Origin of the sequence: Endozoicomonas sp. GU-1 (assembly GCF_027366395.1) — a bacterium.
In the GTDB taxonomy this organism is placed as follows: Bacteria; Pseudomonadota; Gammaproteobacteria; order Pseudomonadales; family Endozoicomonadaceae; genus Endozoicomonas.
Window position 1 is genome coordinate 5,884,212 of the sequence record NZ_CP114771.1, and the last position, 15,638, is coordinate 5,899,849.

The following is a 15,638-nucleotide window of genomic DNA, read 5'->3' on the forward strand; positions in this document are numbered from 1 at the left end:
TTCGAGTAATACATACAGTGCTTGTGAATGATCATCATGTGCCGCATAATGAACTGGCTTGGCATGATCTTTATTTTCTAAAATCTGGATGCTTCACAATCCTCTATCAAGTGCCTAATAAGTGTTTTTTTGCCTAAAAGAGAGGCTAAATGAAGCACGCGAGCATCTTTTTTAGTTACTGCTTGATCTATGTCGGGTAAATAACTCACTAATAATTTACTCATCTCTTCGTTGTCATCCTGGAAAGCGATATAGAACACGGAGTCTTTCCCATCTTCTTCAACCTTGCCAACGTCAGCTCCAGCCTCTAATAACATTTTAGTAACGGTAATGTTACGGTTTCTAACACTGAATCCAAGTGCAGTTTTTTGGTAATTATTCGGCTTCAGACTCGGTTTATGCGCTAATAATGCTTCTATAACCTGATCACTCAAATTTAACTCACAGGCAGAAATAATAGGGGTATTTCTGTTGTCGTAATCTGATAAATTGACGTTAATGAGTGGTTGCTGACAGAGAAAAAGTATAGTCTCCTCCATTTTCTCGCAGACTGCCAGATTAAGAACTGTCTCGCCATTACTCATGCGAGTATTGATATTAATTCCATCCAATGCACAAAGAAATTTTAACGCCACCCACTGCTTATTTGAGGCAGCCAGATGTAAGGGATGAATAAATGCATTTCGATCGTTTGGATCTACCAGAGAATCTATCATTAAATCGGGACGAGTTTGTTTCAGGTATTTTAAAGTGTCTATATCACCTGCCTGGATTGCATTAAGGTACATGTTTTGGAATTCTTTGTCGTCTAATTGCTGCTCCATCATGGCTGGCATTGTTGATGCCCCGGGCGCGTCGTCCATGTTGGTGAACCCTGGTGGAAACCTCCTGTCATTTACATCATAACAGGTCAACTCACTGTGCATTGCTAAATTTCCGCTTTGGTGCGTGTAAGCAAGAGCAGAGAGATCTGAGTCTGGAGCAGGCTGTTCAGGTGTCGATGGTGTACTTAATGTAATGCCTGTGGCAGCATCATTGTCAGTTGTTTTTTTATTATTTTCTTCAAGTATTCTAATTTTTTGTTTCAGAATTTCTGATTTTCTTTCTTGGTTTGTTTTTTTCTTCTTCAGTTCTTTTTTTCGTCTAATATTTTCCTCTATAGTTTGCGCTTTTTTTCTATCTAATGCTTTTGCTTCTTTAATTGATTCTTTTGTATGGCCACGTTTTGTCTGGTGAGCTGCCATCTGTTTGATATCGCCTCTAAAATATTCTGCAGGTGTGCCACCCTCTCTAAATAACCTGTATCCTATTTTACCATATTTATTTACATCTATTTGAGGTCCAGCCAGATAGGTCTCTACCATCTCCCAAAAGTCTTTTTCTATTTTTCCTTTTTCTTCATGCATGTTGCATCCATGATCAATCAATGTGCGAAATGTTGTTGCATTATTTCCAAACGCTGCATAATGGACTGGCATTGATTTACCTTTATTAGTTACAAATCTTGAAGCGTTAAGAGTTTCAATCAGATAAACAGCAATATCAGCTTTACCTGTGAAAGCCGCCAGATGCAATACCCGGGCATTATTGATGGATATTTCTTGATTTACGTCCTCCAGAGAATCCAGTAGCAATATACTGATTTCGTCAGAGGCTTCAGTGAAGGAAATATAAAATATGCTGTTTTTTCCATCGTCATGTTTCTGGTCAACCTTTGCACCCGATTCTAGTAATTTTTTAGTGGTTTCCAGATTGTTGTTTTTAACGCTGAAGGAAAGTGCAGTTTCGATTTGTTTTTCCTCGTCCAGAACCGGTTGAGTATTCAATAAGGCATCTATTATCTGAGCGTCTGCGTTTTTTGAACAGGCTAACATAATAGGGGTGAAGCCGCTTTTATTCTTCCGATTTACATTAATATCATGGCGTTGACAGAGAAATTCTACGACTGCCACGTTATTGTGATCGATAGCTAAGTGGAGAGCAGTATTCTTTTCAGGTGACGGGGCGTTTATATCAATACACGGAAGCTGGCAAAGAAATTCTAGCGATGCCATCTGATTTTTTGCGGCAGCTATATGCAGGGGATGATATAAATAGTTCCGTGATTCCGGATATTGCAAAGGGTTGATCATGCGCTGGGGATAATCTCGTCTCAGGTGCTCCATAGCATGTAGGTTACCAGTCGCTAAGGCTTCATAGTAGGCGTCATTGAATTCTTCCGGACTTATTGGCTTCTCAGTAACTGGTGGCCATGCCCATGCCCCTTCAGGGTAGTCCGGGATTGGATTTTTGTTCATCCCGTTTGCCTCTGATGGGGCAAAATTGTTCGCTGCCTCAAATAATGCATCATGAGGATATAGAGTCTCATAATCGGGTGGTGGAGCTGAAGGTGTAGGTGAAGGAATTAGTGGCAATGTTGTTGTGTCTGTATCTGTGCCTGTGTCATAACGGACCCACCTGTCATTGTTCGGCATTGCAAAAGTATCTTCATGGTTTGTGCCAAAGAGGGCAGTAATATCTGAATTTGATACTGGTGGTTCATTAGTATCATCTATAACAACAGTTTCAGTAGTTTCTCCGGGTAGCCCAGCAGTATTATTTATGGCAACGTCTTCTGGAGTGATTGTGCGAAATTCAAATGATTCTTCGGCAGCAGCTTCTTCGGGCAATTCAGTAGAGTCCTGGCCAACAGCTTCAGGAGTTTCTTCGTGCACTTCAGTAGAACCCTGGTCAACAGCTCCAGGAGTTTCTTCGTGCAATTCAGTAGAATCCTGGTCAACAGGTTCAGGCGTTTCTTCTAGCAATTCAGTAGAATCCTGGTCAACAGCTTCAGGAGTTTCTTCGTGCACTTCAGTAGAACCCTGGTCAACAGCTCCAGGAGTTTCTTCGTGCAATTCAGTAGAATCCTGGTCAACAGGTTCAGGCGTTTCTTCTAGCAATTCAGTAGAATCCTGGTCAACAGCTTCAGGAGTTTCTTCGTGCAATTCAGTAGAATCCTGGTCAACAGGTTCAGGCGTTTCTTCTAGCAATTCAGTAGAATCCTGGTCAACAGGTTCAGGCGTTTCTTCGTGCAATTCAGTAGAATCCTGGCTAACAGCTTCAGGCGTTTCTTCGGGTAATCGAGCAGTATCAATGGCAGCATTAACTGCATCTATGGCTTCAGCAAGTTCAGCTGAACCACTTGCAGCCGCATCTTGCCCGTTTTTTTCACTGGAGGGTGTGTCAGTGATCGTGATATCAACATGGAGCGGCCACAGGGTTCTTTGCCCGAGACTCTGTCCAGGGAGCGATGGTGAGTCTGGCGGAGGAATGCAAATAGAGTTTTTCGCCGATGACTTCCAGCATACCTCGCGACGACCGAAGTCACCGCGAAGCTCCAGGGTGTCACCATTGGCTGCGTCGGTAGTTGGATTCTGTGGATCAGTTGCAAGAGCTGAAGAAATTGTATCTGCAACACTCGTAATCAGTACGCCAAGATAAAACATTTATCAGGTCCTTTTTTTAATTAAGTATTTTCAAAGCCTGTTGAGGTTTCCCTGTTGACCTTTGAACTTCCTGATAATGCATTACTACGGTACTACTTTTGGTATAAGCCATAAGAGAACCTGAAATGCTGGGCAATAACTAAAACTTTAACGAACTTTGATAATTTTACTTTTATTCAGATCGTAAAATTGATCAATAGTTCCAACACTACAGTTCTTTTTTTTCATTCAACAAGACTGGTTTTGTTGTATGAACTATGGTTTTATTTTTCCCGGGGAAAGCTTGCCATTGCGATTGGTTCGGCTGAGCTGATTGATTCAGTGGTGCAATAAGCTTTTTGCAGTGGGCTTAATGGTGTTTTTGTAAATCATGATTTTTTCCGGCTGCGTAAAGGTGTCTTCAGTGGTCTTGTACCGGTTTGCGTGGTGGTTCTGTAGGGAGCCAGTACCTCCATGAACTCTCTGGTAAGATGTTTCATTTGGGTCTTGTAATGATCGTTAAAATTCAATTCATCCGGGATCAGGTATTTTTCGTATTTTTGCGATGAGCGGATAAGACAAAACGAATTTTTCAAATATCGTTTTGTGTATTGATGGATAATGGCTTCTGTTTCTGATGCCTGATCTCTTTTATTCATCAGTTCAAGTGAATTTTTTAAGCCAATGCCTATGATTCGTTTACAAAGCGATGTATGAACCAGGTCAATTGAGTTTGGATTCATTAATACCGGCGGAGGGAAACCAAATTTCATAAAAATATATTGCATTAACATATAATTTGTTCTGCAGGTGCCATCCATCGGTGTATGTAGCTGCTCAAGTCTGGGCCAGTAGGTGGCAAGTGTGCCAATCAGTTTTGCCAGCAGTTCAGGCTTCTTGATTTTCTTCTGCTGTAGTGATTCCAGTTGTGTATTCAGCGGCGTGAATATTTCTTTCTCAAGAAGGGCCATGAGTTGGTATTTGAACAAAATTTTATCAACGCCGTTTGTTTCTGATACTGGACCATTAGGCCCTAATGCTCTGAAAGAAATGGTGACACCTTTCAGGTTGGTATAATTTGCAATCAGTCTGGTATCAGAAATTATGCTCCCTTTCGGAGAAGTGACAATGGTTGCACCCTGGGTGCCACGGCAAAGCTCATAGCTTTCTTCCAGTCGTTGCTTGTACAGCAGTGCCTGGATGAAGCCTTTTTGCGTATGGTCACTGGAAGGGTAACCCACATGCCTTTTTCGTACGGTTCCGGGAATATGGCTGTCAAGCATATTTTGCACGCCTTTGGTCAGTAAGGCGTTGACCTGCATATAGCGTTGTCGGGAAATCAGGGGAGCATCCGCAGGGTCATGTTGAATCCACTCTAACACCTGGCTCATACAGCGGCACCAGGCTGCTGTGCATCCTGGCTCTTTATCTTCATATTTCTGTGGGGAACGATTGGAAATAATGGCATCCGGATCGGCAAAGAGCAGGAAAAGGTGTTCTTCGGGAAAGCGCAGAAGAAAGTCAGCCCCTTCAGGCAGTGTTGCCATATCCTGAGTTGCCGTTGACGGGAGTGGTGAGTGGCTTGTTGCGGTATCAGTCGAAACGTGCCTGTGACTGATTCTGGTGGAGTTCGAACTACCAATGCCGCTGGTCACTGTGGTTCTGGTGGAGGGCAGGTCTGACTCCCGGAAGTGGCTGGCACTGGTGCTATCTGCAGCGTTATTGTCACTGAGTGGTGCTGTTCTTGCGGCAAAGCTGGAATGGCAGGGTTGGATAATATCCGGCATAAATATGACTGCTTTTATAACTGCTTCTTGGCTTTTTAAGACAGCGAAAAACAGGATTTGTTCAGATAAAAAAAAGCGGCTTTCGCCGCTTTTCCCGGATCGGGTGTTTCACCAATCCGCTCTTCTGAGAAACTCGTGTAAAAATCAGTTGCCGGAAAATTAAACTGAATCTTAGTTGAGCTTTTCCTTGATACGAGCAGCTTTACCGCTCAGCTCACGGAGGTAGTACAGCTTAGCCTGACGAACGTCACCACGACGCTTCACAGTGACAGAAGCGATCAGCGGAGAGTAAGTCTGGAAGGTACGCTCAACGCCAACACCGCTGGAGATTTTACGAACGGTGAAAGCAGAGTTCAGGCCACGGTTACGCTTACCGATGACAACACCTTCGAACGCCTGCAGACGCTCACGGTTGCCTTCTTTTACCTTAACCTGTACGACGACAGTGTCACCCTGGCTAAAAGCAGGGATCTCTTTGTTCATTTGTTCAGCTTCAAGCTGCGCAATGATTTTGTTTTTGCTCATTGATAATTGCTCCTGGTTAGTCAATTCTGTCCCGCTCAAGCTATGTTTCACTCAGATTGCTGACGCAGGGTCAAAACCAATCCGAAACAAGCCGATAGCACAATCTGGTTGGCTTGAGAGTCAAACTCTCAGGCACAGTCGTCGCTCCTGGCTGAGTGTTCAGCAATAAACTCCGACAACAACCTTTCTTCCTCGCTGGTCAGTGACCTGGTTTGCTGAAGGTTCTCCAACAGGTCAGGCCGTCTCAGCCAGGTTCTGCCCAGAGACTGTTTCAGTCGCCAGCGCTCAATCAGAGCATGGTTGCCTGATAACAGTACTTGCGGCACTTCCTGTCCTTCAAAAAGCTCAGGACGGGTGTAGTGCGGGCAGTCAAGAAGACCATCAGCAAATGAATCTTCCTGAGCGGAATCCTTATGACCCAGGGTGCCCGGTACAAAGCGTGATACTGCATCAATCAGAGTCATGGCAGCGAGTTCGCCACCACTTAACACGTAATCACCAATAGACCATTCTTCATCGATTTCGGTCTGGATTACCCGCTCGTCAATACCTTCATATCGCCCCGCGACCAGGATCAGTTTCTTGCTCTGGGCAAGCTCCTCCACTCCTTTCTGGTCGAGCATGCGACCCTGGGGAGAGAGGTAAATCACTTTGGCCTCGGTTCCTGCAGCTTTGCGGGCTGCATGGATGGCGTCACGCAGAGGTTGAATTTTCATCAACATGCCGGGACCACCGCCATAAGGTCGGTCATCCACAGTTCGGTGCCGGTCATGGGTAAAATCCCTGGGATTCCAGGTCTGTACCTCAATCAGCCGTTCCTTAACCGCGCGGCCGGTAATACCGTGCCCGGTTATGGCCCGGAACATCTCCGGGAAGAGGCTGACGACACCGAACCACATTCCGATGTCCATGGCGCTCTTGTCGGTGTCCTGATGAGTTTCTGCCGGTGTTTCTCCGGCGGGCTCATCAAGGGGTGAGTGTTGAGTCGTCATGGCCAGTTAAAACTCCGGGTCCCAATCTACCCGGATAAATCCTTTCTCAGGATTGACGTCTAGCACCACCGATCCGGTAAGCCAGGGTACCAGACGCTCTCGACGGTCAATGCTGCCTTTTGTGGGGCGAATGACCAGTACGTCGTTGGCACCTGTCTCCATCAGGTGGCTGACTTTGCCCAGCAGAACATTGTCTCCCTCAGCGTTGCGGGAGAAAACATCCAGCGATTCCAGTTGATGCCAGTAAATCTCGTCATCTTCCGGTTCGGGCAGATCATCGGCGTTGATGGTAATCTGGTAACCACAGTAACTGCGGGCCAGCTCACGATCGTCACAACCGACGATATGGGCAATCAGACCTTTCCCGTGTGGCCGGGCCTGATCGATTTCAACGGTTTTAACTTCACCGCTGCTGTTTTTATGGACAGCACCAGCAGGGTCAAGAATCCAGCGTGGGTAGTTGAGGATGTTTTCCATCGGGCTGGTGTTGGAGTGAATCTTCAGCCAGCCTTTGACCCCGAATACGGAGGAAATATGGCCTAACGCAATGCGCTTCACAGCGCCCTCTACTGCCGTTGTCACTGGGTTGTTAACCTCACGCAGCCTTTTTGGCTTCTTTCAGAAGCTGGGCAACGCGGTCAGATGCAGTAGCACCCTGGCCCAGCCAGAATTCTACACGCTCGTTATCAACCCGCAGGCGCTCTTCCTGGCCACGAGCACCAGGGTTGAAGAAACCTACGCGCTCAATGAAACGACCGCCGTTAGCGTTACGGCTGTCAGCCACGGTCAGGTGGTAAAATGGACGCTTTTTAGAGCCGCCACGTGCAAGACGAATGGTTACCATGGAATAGGGTTTCCTATAGTTGTTTCCGGCAACTGGTTTTCTGTGTTCACTGGCCAGACGCACAGGGCGTATGACTGAAACCCAGAAGAGTTGAGACAGATTTGAGCGAGGAAAGATCCTTTTTCATCATCCGCCAGCCAATCCATGATCGGCTTCAAGCCAATCATAAAGGGCGCATATTGTAGGGAAAACAAGGGAAGGAGGCAATATGCTGTGATAAGTATGTTCCCTATGAATCAGGCTTTGGTGTCAGAATAACCAGGGCTATTGATTTCCCCAGGTTAGTGACCCTTCGGCTTGCCGAGCAATAGGCATCGAATTGACTTTCACTGTCATTATTAGCGGCTTGTAACATTTCTGCAGTTTCTTCAGCCCCGGTCAGCGGCATTTTGACGACTAAGGGAACTGTCTCAGTGCCTTCCATGTTTCCCATGGAGTCAGCATAATGAAGGACGTTGCCTTCTTTACGCCAGCACACAAAATGGCCTTTTTCAATAGTGACCACGCCAGTGACCCTGTAAACCTTCATTTTTCCATCGACAGTGGGAATAAAGACATCTTTCCACCACTCCAGCTCGGGTCTGATCTCGGTTCCAAAGTTGGGGATGGTGACCAACAACACTTCCGGGAAGTGATGGTTATCAGGTAACAACTCGTTGAATGCACAATCATCAAGTTCCATTCCTTGCTTAGTGTTCCTGAGCCAATTATCGATCAGCTCTTGCAGGGTTGTTGCCAAGCGAGAAGAGGTCATGGTTATTCTGCCACTTACAGGTTCGTCTTTGTTAAAGCCGGTTAGCTTATGATTAACGAATATCTGCACTCCCTGGCTATTGATAAATGATGAACTAACGGTACGAGGAAAGTCGCCATAGAGATAGTGTTCTTCAATCTCGGCTGCCATCTCCCTCGATTTATTCACCGGGTCACCAAAATATACAAATTTCCTACCAACCAGATTGCCTGTGCTGCTTTCATATTTATCCGTACATTTTATGGCAAGTTCCTCACCCTTTTTGTATTCGTCGACAGTCCAAAAAAATTTTGGCGGGTTGGAGGGGGGGGGGGGGCCTTTTGGTTGTTCTTTATTGTTCACTACTTTGGTCAGGCCTGCTGGTGTTGCAATTGAGGGAATTCTATCATCCCTGAGACGGCTGACTGGTTCCTGTGTGTCACTGATAATGACGAAGCCATCCCCGGCTGTAATCGATACTATTTTGTGCTTCAAAGAGGACTCTGTATATTTAAGGATATCGAAATTTTCGGATGAGACTTTTCCAGCATCCGGATAATCATAGATCCGTTTGAGGATTGTGGTGATAATATCCGATATTGAAAGGGGCATGCTGAGTGTTCCATTGCGGAGTTGGAACAGTGTTCTTATGCGGTCCAGGCCCTCATCGGCAATGTAGCCTTTATTATTTTCATCAAAGTGAAAATGTTCGCATATCGGTAAAAATTCATCCAGAGTATTGGCATCTTGCATTTTACCTTTCGATTTTAGTTTACTGGCTCCGGCACGAATTTCGTCAATCAATGAATTCAATGCTCCGTTGTTTGATAGAGCCATAAAAAAGGCAGCCAGTGCACAGTTGTTGTTTTTTGCCTGGATGCCTGAATGCATGGTTAATGAAACATTGCCGAATGAGTGTATTAGCTGTGGCGTCGGAGAAGGGCAGGCCGCGCTGGTTGGACTCTCCGATGGCTCCTTAACTCCTTGCCCCTCCCGTTTGGTCATATCTCTCTGGGGAAGTTTTTGCTCTTGCGGGATGCATTTTTTTCGCTGTTTCGGAACAGGTTTTTGCGTCTGCGGGTGAGATTTTGAGCCAATGGGTTTTCGAGGTTTTGGAACAGGCGTTTGTTTTCGTGGATCAGACTTTTGCTCTTGCGGATCAGACTTTCGCTCTTGCGGATCAGCTTTTGGCTTCTTCGGATCAACCTTTGGCTTGTTGGGATCAGGCTTTTGTATTTGAGGGATAGTTCCTGTGTAGCACATCATTAAGCCATAGAAGGCAAGATGCGAGCCATTAATGGATGTTGGGGGGGGGGGGGCTATCCGGAGGAGATGATGAGGGCGAGTCTTGATTGGGGCTAGCTGATACTTCTTCCGATCCGGTATCAGTCTTTGGAGCAGGGGTGGCGGTTGGTGTGTGCTGGTTAACGGGAATTTCGATCATTCGATTTCGAATCGGAATGTCACCGACATTACCCTCGCCGGTGCAGTTGGCACCATCTCTTGTCAAGCCGAGTGAACCCAGGCAAATACTGTTGCTGCGAGGACGGTCAGGTGTTAAGTCTTGATGTTGCCGGTCAGCTTGGCTTGCTGGCAAGCTTGAATAATCATGGTTGGGCCGGGTAATCTTATCCACTTCGAATACTCCATTATGCTGATGGTCAAAATTTAATTTGTTATAAGGTCATTGCTCGTTTTGGTTTATTAAAATAAATGACTTATTCATTTGCCCGGATTTGGGTCTCTGAACAGGAGCAGTGATTAAAAACAGAGGTCCTTAACCTGACTTGATTTCTAATTACGCAGAAAATTAGACAGCAAAAATTCGTAAATGTTCGGAATGTGGATTTTATTTATTATTCGGGATTGAAATAAATTACCAATTTCAATGAAAATTGCTATTAAATTCAAATGGCCAGCCCTGTTTTGGAGCTGGCCATTAATGGGTTGTTAAAACGGAAACTTTTTGCCGCCACCGGGAGGCATCATGCCACCCATTCCGCCCATGCCGCCGGGTAGCTGGCCTTTCATGGACGACATGCCTCGCATCAGTTTGCTCATGCCACCTTTTTTGGTGACTTTTTTCATCATTTTACTCATCTGCTTATGCTGCTTGATGAGTCGGTTGATGTCCTGGATCTGGGTGCCGGAGCCAGCGGCTATGCGCTTTTTGCGGGATCCGTTCATGATGTCCGGGTTGGCGCGTTCAGCGGGGGTCATGGAGTTGATGATGGCTTCCATCTGGACAAAAATCCTGTTGTCCATCTGACCCTGAAGCTGTGGTGCCATGCCGCCCATGCCGGGCAGTTTGTCCATCATGCCGCTGAGTCCACCCATTTTCTTCATTTGCTGCAGCTGGTCACGGAAATCTTCCAGATCAAAGCCTTTGCCTTTCTTCAGCTTGCTGGCCAGCTTGTCCGCCTTGCTGCGGTCCAGCTTGCGCTCGGCTTCCTCGATCAGGGAGAGAATATCCCCCATGCCCAGAATGCGCGAGGCAATACGGTCCGGATAGAAAGGCTCCAGGGCATCGGTCTTCTCGCCCATACCGATAAACTTGATGGGCTTGCCGGTGATCTGGCGCACCGACAGCGCGGCACCACCACGGGCATCACCATCCGCCTTGGTCAGGATCACCCCGGTCAATGGCAGGGCATCACCAAACGCCTTGGCGGTATTGGCTGCATCCTGACCGGTCATGGCATCCACCACGAACAGGGTTTCTATGGGGTTGATGGCGCTGTGCAGCTGCTGGATTTCAGCCATCATATCGTTATCGATATGCAGACGACCGGCGGTGTCGACAATCAGGACATCCGCATGCTTGATGCGGGCTTCATGAATCGCGCCAGTAACAATATCCACCGGTTTCTGCTCAGCAGACGACGGGAAAAAGTTCAGGCCGGTTTCCTGGGCCAGGGTTTCCAGCTGTTTGATTGCCGCGGGACGGTAAACGTCGGCACTGACTACCATAACGGATTTCTTCTGGCGCTCTTTCAGCCATTTACCCAGTTTGGCCGCCGAGGTGGTTTTACCGGCACCTTGCAGACCGGCCATCAGGATCACGGCCGGTGGCTGGGTGGCCAGGTTCAGTTCGTCGTTGGACGAACCCATCACCTCAATCAGTTCATTCTGAACAATTTTGACAAACGCCTGGCCCGGGCTGAGGCTGGACTGAACCTCCTGCCCGATGGCCCGGTCCCTGATCCGGTTGATAAACTCTCGAACCACCGGCAGGGCCACGTCTGCTTCGAGCAGGGCCATGCGCACTTCGCGCAGGGTGTCTTTGATATTGTCTTCGGTGAGTTTGGCCTTCCCGGTTACGGTTTTCAGTGTGCGGGACAGGCGTTCGGTTAAATTTTCGAACATTCTGGGAATTACCCTGATCTAAGGTGTTTATGCGGTTGAACGCACAGAATGTCGGCCATTATATAGGAATCAAAACTAAAGCGGCATCCATTTCAGTGGATCCGGTGAAAGGTTGTTTGTCTAGCGCCGGGTAATATGACAAACTGCCGATGCTGCTTTACGTTGAAGCCTGTGGTCTTACAGGGCTTCCTGCTTTTTTTGCTGCTTTGGGGATAAATAGGCTTTCGCTAATGAGTGTCATGTTCGTCAGTATGGGTGCGCTTGGTTGCTATCTGGCAGGCACGGTTGGGCAGGGGTTGCGAAACAGTGGGCGTGAAATGCCCAAATCGCTGGTTCTGTTGATTACCGCCCTTGGCCTGATTTTCCACATTATTGCGTTATACATCTCCATCCATACTGATCGGGGCATCAACCTTGGCGTGTTCACCATGGGGTCGCTGACCTCTATGATGGTGACCATGATGGTGCTCCTGAGCAGTTTGAAAAAACCCTCGGAAAGCCTGCTGGTGATGATTCTGCCGGTCACCATGCTGGCCATCGTGCTGGCCCTGCTGGCCCCGGTTGAACATATTGTCTGGAATACCGCATCCTCCATGGTTTCCCATGTGCTTCTTTCGGTTATGGCCTACGGCATTCTGATGGTGGCGGCATTTCAGGCCATTCTGCTCTCCTACCAGGAACACCAGCTGCGCACTCACCGGCATACCATCAGAACACTGCCGCCGTTGCAAACCATGGAGCGGCTGTTGTTTGAGTTTCTGGTCCTCGGGGTTATTTTGCTGACACTCTCGCTGGGCAGTGGGTTTCTCTTCCTGGAAGATATGTTTGCCCAGCGGCTGGTGCATAAAACGATATTATCCATCACCGCCTGGTGTCTTTTTGCCGCACTGTTGATTGGCCACTGGCGCTTTGGCTGGCGTGGACAGACAGCCGTTCGCTGGACTCTGGCCGGTGTCCTGTTTCTGGTACTTGCTTACTTTGGCTCGAGACTGGTGCTTGACTGCGTGGTTTCCGGGCAGTCCTGCTTTTGAAGGGGCTTGCCGAGCGCAAACAGCAATCCCATGCCGGGCATGGGATTGGCTGATAAGTCAGAACGTCATATTGTGCAATGCAGTACCATCGGCCGCCGTCAGCGACAGCGGCCCTTCTCCGGTTAAATCCATGGACCATACATTGCCAGGGTAGAGACGCCTCTCTACATAGCGGGTGCAGTCATCTCTGCTCTGGTCGGTACATTGCCGAATATTATTGAGCATGACATTGGTATTGCTGTTATTGGTCAGGGTCAGGGTGTTGCCGTTTCGCTGGCCTTCCAGGGCAAATACGGTTTTTTCCGGGCGAACCATAATCAGGGCCTGATAGCCTACCATCAGTTTGACTGCATTGTTCCCGGTTTCCAGTTCATCGGATACTGGCGAGAAATTCACCCGGAAAATGCGTTCCTGGCCCTCGGCGGGAAGCAGGTTGACCAGCCGAACCAGACGACGGGTGTTTGGTGGCAAAATAACCTGGTTCGGCGTGGCGATCAGGCCGATTTTGGCCGGGTCATCGGTAATCACCCGGGTTTCTTCCTCAGTTCCGGGGTTATTTACTTCCAGTACCTCGATATTGATAAATAACGTTTCCGTTGCGCTGGTATTGACCAGTTGCACATCATCGCGGTTTGGCGACTCCTCATTGAAGTCCACGATAATCCGGTCAATAGCCAACTGGGCATAGAGGCACTGGGAGAGTAACAGGCCGGCGATACCGGCTAAAAAGCGTGTGTGTTTCATGGCTGGAGATACCTTCCGGCTTTTGATGCTTGTAATTACCGAAAAAAAAAGAGTAGCCAACGGCTGATGGCAACTGTAAGTGAGAATAAAATGAGAAGGCTGGTGGCGAAAAGAGGCGGTTAAACGAAAAGCAGTTTTTGTAAGGCTCAATTGACGAGCCTCAATAAAAGCACCGATTTTTAATCAAATTGACCACCACTGACTTATTCGGCAGCAAGCATGACCCGCCTGTGGCCGGATGCTGTTGGCAGTGAAATGATGTTAGCGGTTTCCCTGGTGCAACTTTCAGCCTGACTGGTGTTAACAGGGTAAGGGCTGGAATAACCGGACAGGTGATGATCGGCTGACCGGTCATTACTTTGTATCCGAAACTGCGCAACCCCTTTGCCGGATATGCACAAAGAATAATCGGCTGGTGAACTCTGATGGGGGGCTAGCACTCTGGCCGTTAAACGGGGAGGGATCACCACGCTGACGGTCAGGTTTTTTGAGTCGGACATCACGCTGGCGTGGGTGTTGGGCGCTGTGCTGATGATTGCCATGGAACACAAAAGTCCTGATAACAACCCGGATCGTGTTTTTTTGACTGGCATGAGGGGGCATGCTCCTTATTGTTCTTACAGTTCGGATAAGCCCGACACTAACAAAAAAAAATTACGGGTGTCAAAAGCCGGGGCGAAGATTTCAGGGTTAACCTGGTAGGTAAAAATGCCTTTTCGGTAAGTAAAATTGTCCTGCGTCAATAAGTTTCAGCAAGAACTGGTATTTTTGCCAGTACCCACCGTTGGCTGTTGTTCTTAAGATAGCGCCAAGTTTGAGTGAAAAGTGATTCGACTGATCATTCAGACCCATGCAAAACAATAAGACTTCAAAAATAATAAATGCCGTGGAGCATATTATCATGAAAACCATGAAATTGTTTGCTGTTAGTTTCATTGCCGCTGCTGTCAGTGTTTCTGCGCTTGCTGATATTAAAGAAGCTAAAGAGCAAATTGACGTTTCAGCGTATGTTAAAGATATGATCATGTTGGAAATCAAGAATAGTTCCAACGTTGAGTTAACGTATGAAGATGCTAATAATCCCATGGGTGGTATCGTTGGTTCCGCAGAAATGGTTGTAAGAATGCGTCATGCCGATGTGGACCCAAGGCGCTATGAACTGACGATAAAACCAGCGCATACTGGTGGTAGTGGATTTATTTTGCAATCCGAAGGCGGTGCTCAAATCCCTATGATGGTTAAATATAAGCATGGTGGCCAAGGCCTTGGGTTTACATCCATGACCCCTGGTACACCGGTAGAATATAAAACCTCAAATGGATTGAGAGGAGAAGTAAGAACATCACTGGATTTTGTAATTCAACCAGATGATCATTATTCAAAACCAGCAGGCACCTACAAAAACAACCTGACATTGACTGTTGCTGCTAAGTAGGTATGAAATACTGCATTCCCATCCTGGTGTGGGAATGCAGACTCCCGACTATCAGAACTTCTTCAAGCCAGGTTGGCTTACTTTCCTGAAGCGTTCAGAGTGCAATGCCGGCTGAGGCTGGATAGTTGTCATTGTGGCGGTGAACCATGCAAACAAAAACAACGTCATCAACCTTTAAACCCCTGCTCACCGTATTATTTATCTTGCTGCCCTTATTCGTTCATGCCAGTCATCAGGATACGGCGGATATGGAAATGAAGGTCAATGCCGATATTCCGGAGCTGATCGCCCTGAGCGGCCTGCCTGCCAACATCACGCTCAATATGTTAACGGACGGTACGCTTGCCTCCGATCTGATTCCATTTCAGGTCAATCGTAATGGTGCCAGTGCGGAGAAACCAAAACGATTCCGGCTGACGATTAGCAGTTCCGAGGGGGAACGGCGGAAAAAGTATTTTCTTGCCCGGAAGGGTGGGGAAGCAAAGATGTATATCCATGCCGGTCTGGCGAAAGGCGAAGTCAGTCGTATGGAGAGTCTTGAGCGATTACCTGCCTCCGGTATTGCAAGCCAGACAACCTCCGCTTTTGGTGCAGGCCAGCCCACCCATACCCTGGCACTGTTCAATAACAACGTGGATTACCTGCAATCACAATTACCGGGTGAATATAGCGCCAGCTTCACCATAACGGTTCAGGCTCAATAAAGAGCCATCAGTT

Annotated in this window: 14 protein-coding genes; 3 read left to right on the top strand and 11 right to left on the bottom strand. The window is 47.5% G+C overall.

Going from position 1 to position 15,638, the window contains the following annotated elements; genetic code table 11:
* Positions 1-77: 77 nt before the first annotated feature.
* From O3276_RS24690 to ffh, 9 genes are all read right to left on the bottom strand, one after another.
* The gene (locus O3276_RS24690) at positions 78-3,485 is read right to left on the bottom strand and encodes an ankyrin repeat domain-containing protein (RefSeq protein ID WP_269673685.1); all 3,408 of its coding nucleotides are present in this window, start codon (positions 3,483-3,485) and stop codon (positions 78-80) included.
* A 368-nt stretch (positions 3,486-3,853) separates the two neighbouring features.
* Positions 3,854-5,251, bottom strand: coding sequence for a hypothetical protein (locus O3276_RS24695; protein ID WP_269673686.1), 1,398 nt, complete (start codon positions 5,249-5,251; stop codon positions 3,854-3,856).
* Positions 5,252-5,422: 171 nt separating this feature from the next.
* Positions 5,423-5,776: a 50S ribosomal protein L19 gene (rplS, locus tag O3276_RS24700; RefSeq protein ID WP_101745198.1), complete on the bottom strand. Its 354-nt coding sequence runs from the start codon at positions 5,774-5,776 to the stop codon at positions 5,423-5,425.
* 128 nt (positions 5,777-5,904) lie between these two features.
* Positions 5,905-6,675: a tRNA (guanosine(37)-N1)-methyltransferase TrmD gene (trmD, locus tag O3276_RS24705; protein WP_269676051.1), complete on the bottom strand. Its 771-nt coding sequence runs from the start codon at positions 6,673-6,675 to the stop codon at positions 5,905-5,907.
* 99 nt (positions 6,676-6,774) lie between these two features.
* The gene (rimM, locus tag O3276_RS24710) at positions 6,775-7,350 is read right to left on the bottom strand and encodes a ribosome maturation factor RimM (protein ID WP_269673687.1); all 576 of its coding nucleotides are present in this window, start codon (positions 7,348-7,350) and stop codon (positions 6,775-6,777) included.
* A gap of 13 nt (positions 7,351-7,363) precedes the next feature.
* Entirely contained in the window at positions 7,364-7,612 is a 249-nt protein-coding gene (gene rpsP / locus O3276_RS24715) for a 30S ribosomal protein S16 (protein WP_269673688.1), read from the bottom strand.
* A 229-nt stretch (positions 7,613-7,841) separates the two neighbouring features.
* Complete coding sequence (locus O3276_RS24720; protein ID WP_269673689.1) at positions 7,842-9,182, bottom strand: hypothetical protein; 1,341 nt, start codon at positions 9,180-9,182, stop codon at positions 7,842-7,844.
* Positions 9,183-9,639: 457 nt separating this feature from the next.
* Positions 9,640-9,981 carry a hypothetical protein gene (locus tag O3276_RS24725; protein WP_269673690.1) on the bottom strand — a complete coding sequence of 114 codons (342 nt, stop codon included), beginning with the start codon at positions 9,979-9,981 and terminating at the stop codon, positions 9,640-9,642.
* A 314-nt stretch (positions 9,982-10,295) separates the two neighbouring features.
* Positions 10,296-11,711: a signal recognition particle protein gene (gene ffh, locus O3276_RS24730; protein WP_269673691.1), complete on the bottom strand. Its 1,416-nt coding sequence runs from the start codon at positions 11,709-11,711 to the stop codon at positions 10,296-10,298.
* Positions 11,712-11,941: 230 nt separating this feature from the next.
* Between ffh and O3276_RS24735 the strand changes: the two genes are divergently transcribed.
* Positions 11,942-12,742 carry a cytochrome C assembly family protein gene (locus tag O3276_RS24735; RefSeq protein ID WP_269673692.1) on the top strand — a complete coding sequence of 267 codons (801 nt, stop codon included), beginning with the start codon at positions 11,942-11,944 and terminating at the stop codon, positions 12,740-12,742.
* A gap of 57 nt (positions 12,743-12,799) precedes the next feature.
* On the opposite strand, the gene O3276_RS24740 is transcribed toward O3276_RS24735, so the two are convergent.
* Both O3276_RS24740 and O3276_RS24745 read right to left on the bottom strand, forming a co-directional pair.
* On the bottom strand, positions 12,800-13,486 hold the full coding sequence (locus O3276_RS24740; RefSeq protein WP_269673693.1) for a fimbrial biogenesis chaperone: 687 nt from the start codon (positions 13,484-13,486) through the stop codon (positions 12,800-12,802).
* A 203-nt stretch (positions 13,487-13,689) separates the two neighbouring features.
* The gene (locus tag O3276_RS24745) at positions 13,690-14,079 is read right to left on the bottom strand and encodes a hypothetical protein (RefSeq protein ID WP_269673694.1); all 390 of its coding nucleotides are present in this window, start codon (positions 14,077-14,079) and stop codon (positions 13,690-13,692) included.
* A 257-nt stretch (positions 14,080-14,336) separates the two neighbouring features.
* On the opposite strand from O3276_RS24745, the gene O3276_RS24750 reads away from it, so the two are divergent.
* Positions 14,337-14,921, top strand: coding sequence for a hypothetical protein (locus O3276_RS24750; protein WP_269673695.1), 585 nt, complete (start codon positions 14,337-14,339; stop codon positions 14,919-14,921).
* Between the two features lie 146 nt (positions 14,922-15,067).
* Complete coding sequence (locus O3276_RS24755) at positions 15,068-15,625, top strand: hypothetical protein (RefSeq protein ID WP_269673696.1); 558 nt, start codon at positions 15,068-15,070, stop codon at positions 15,623-15,625.
* Positions 15,626-15,638: the final 13 nt, after the last annotated feature.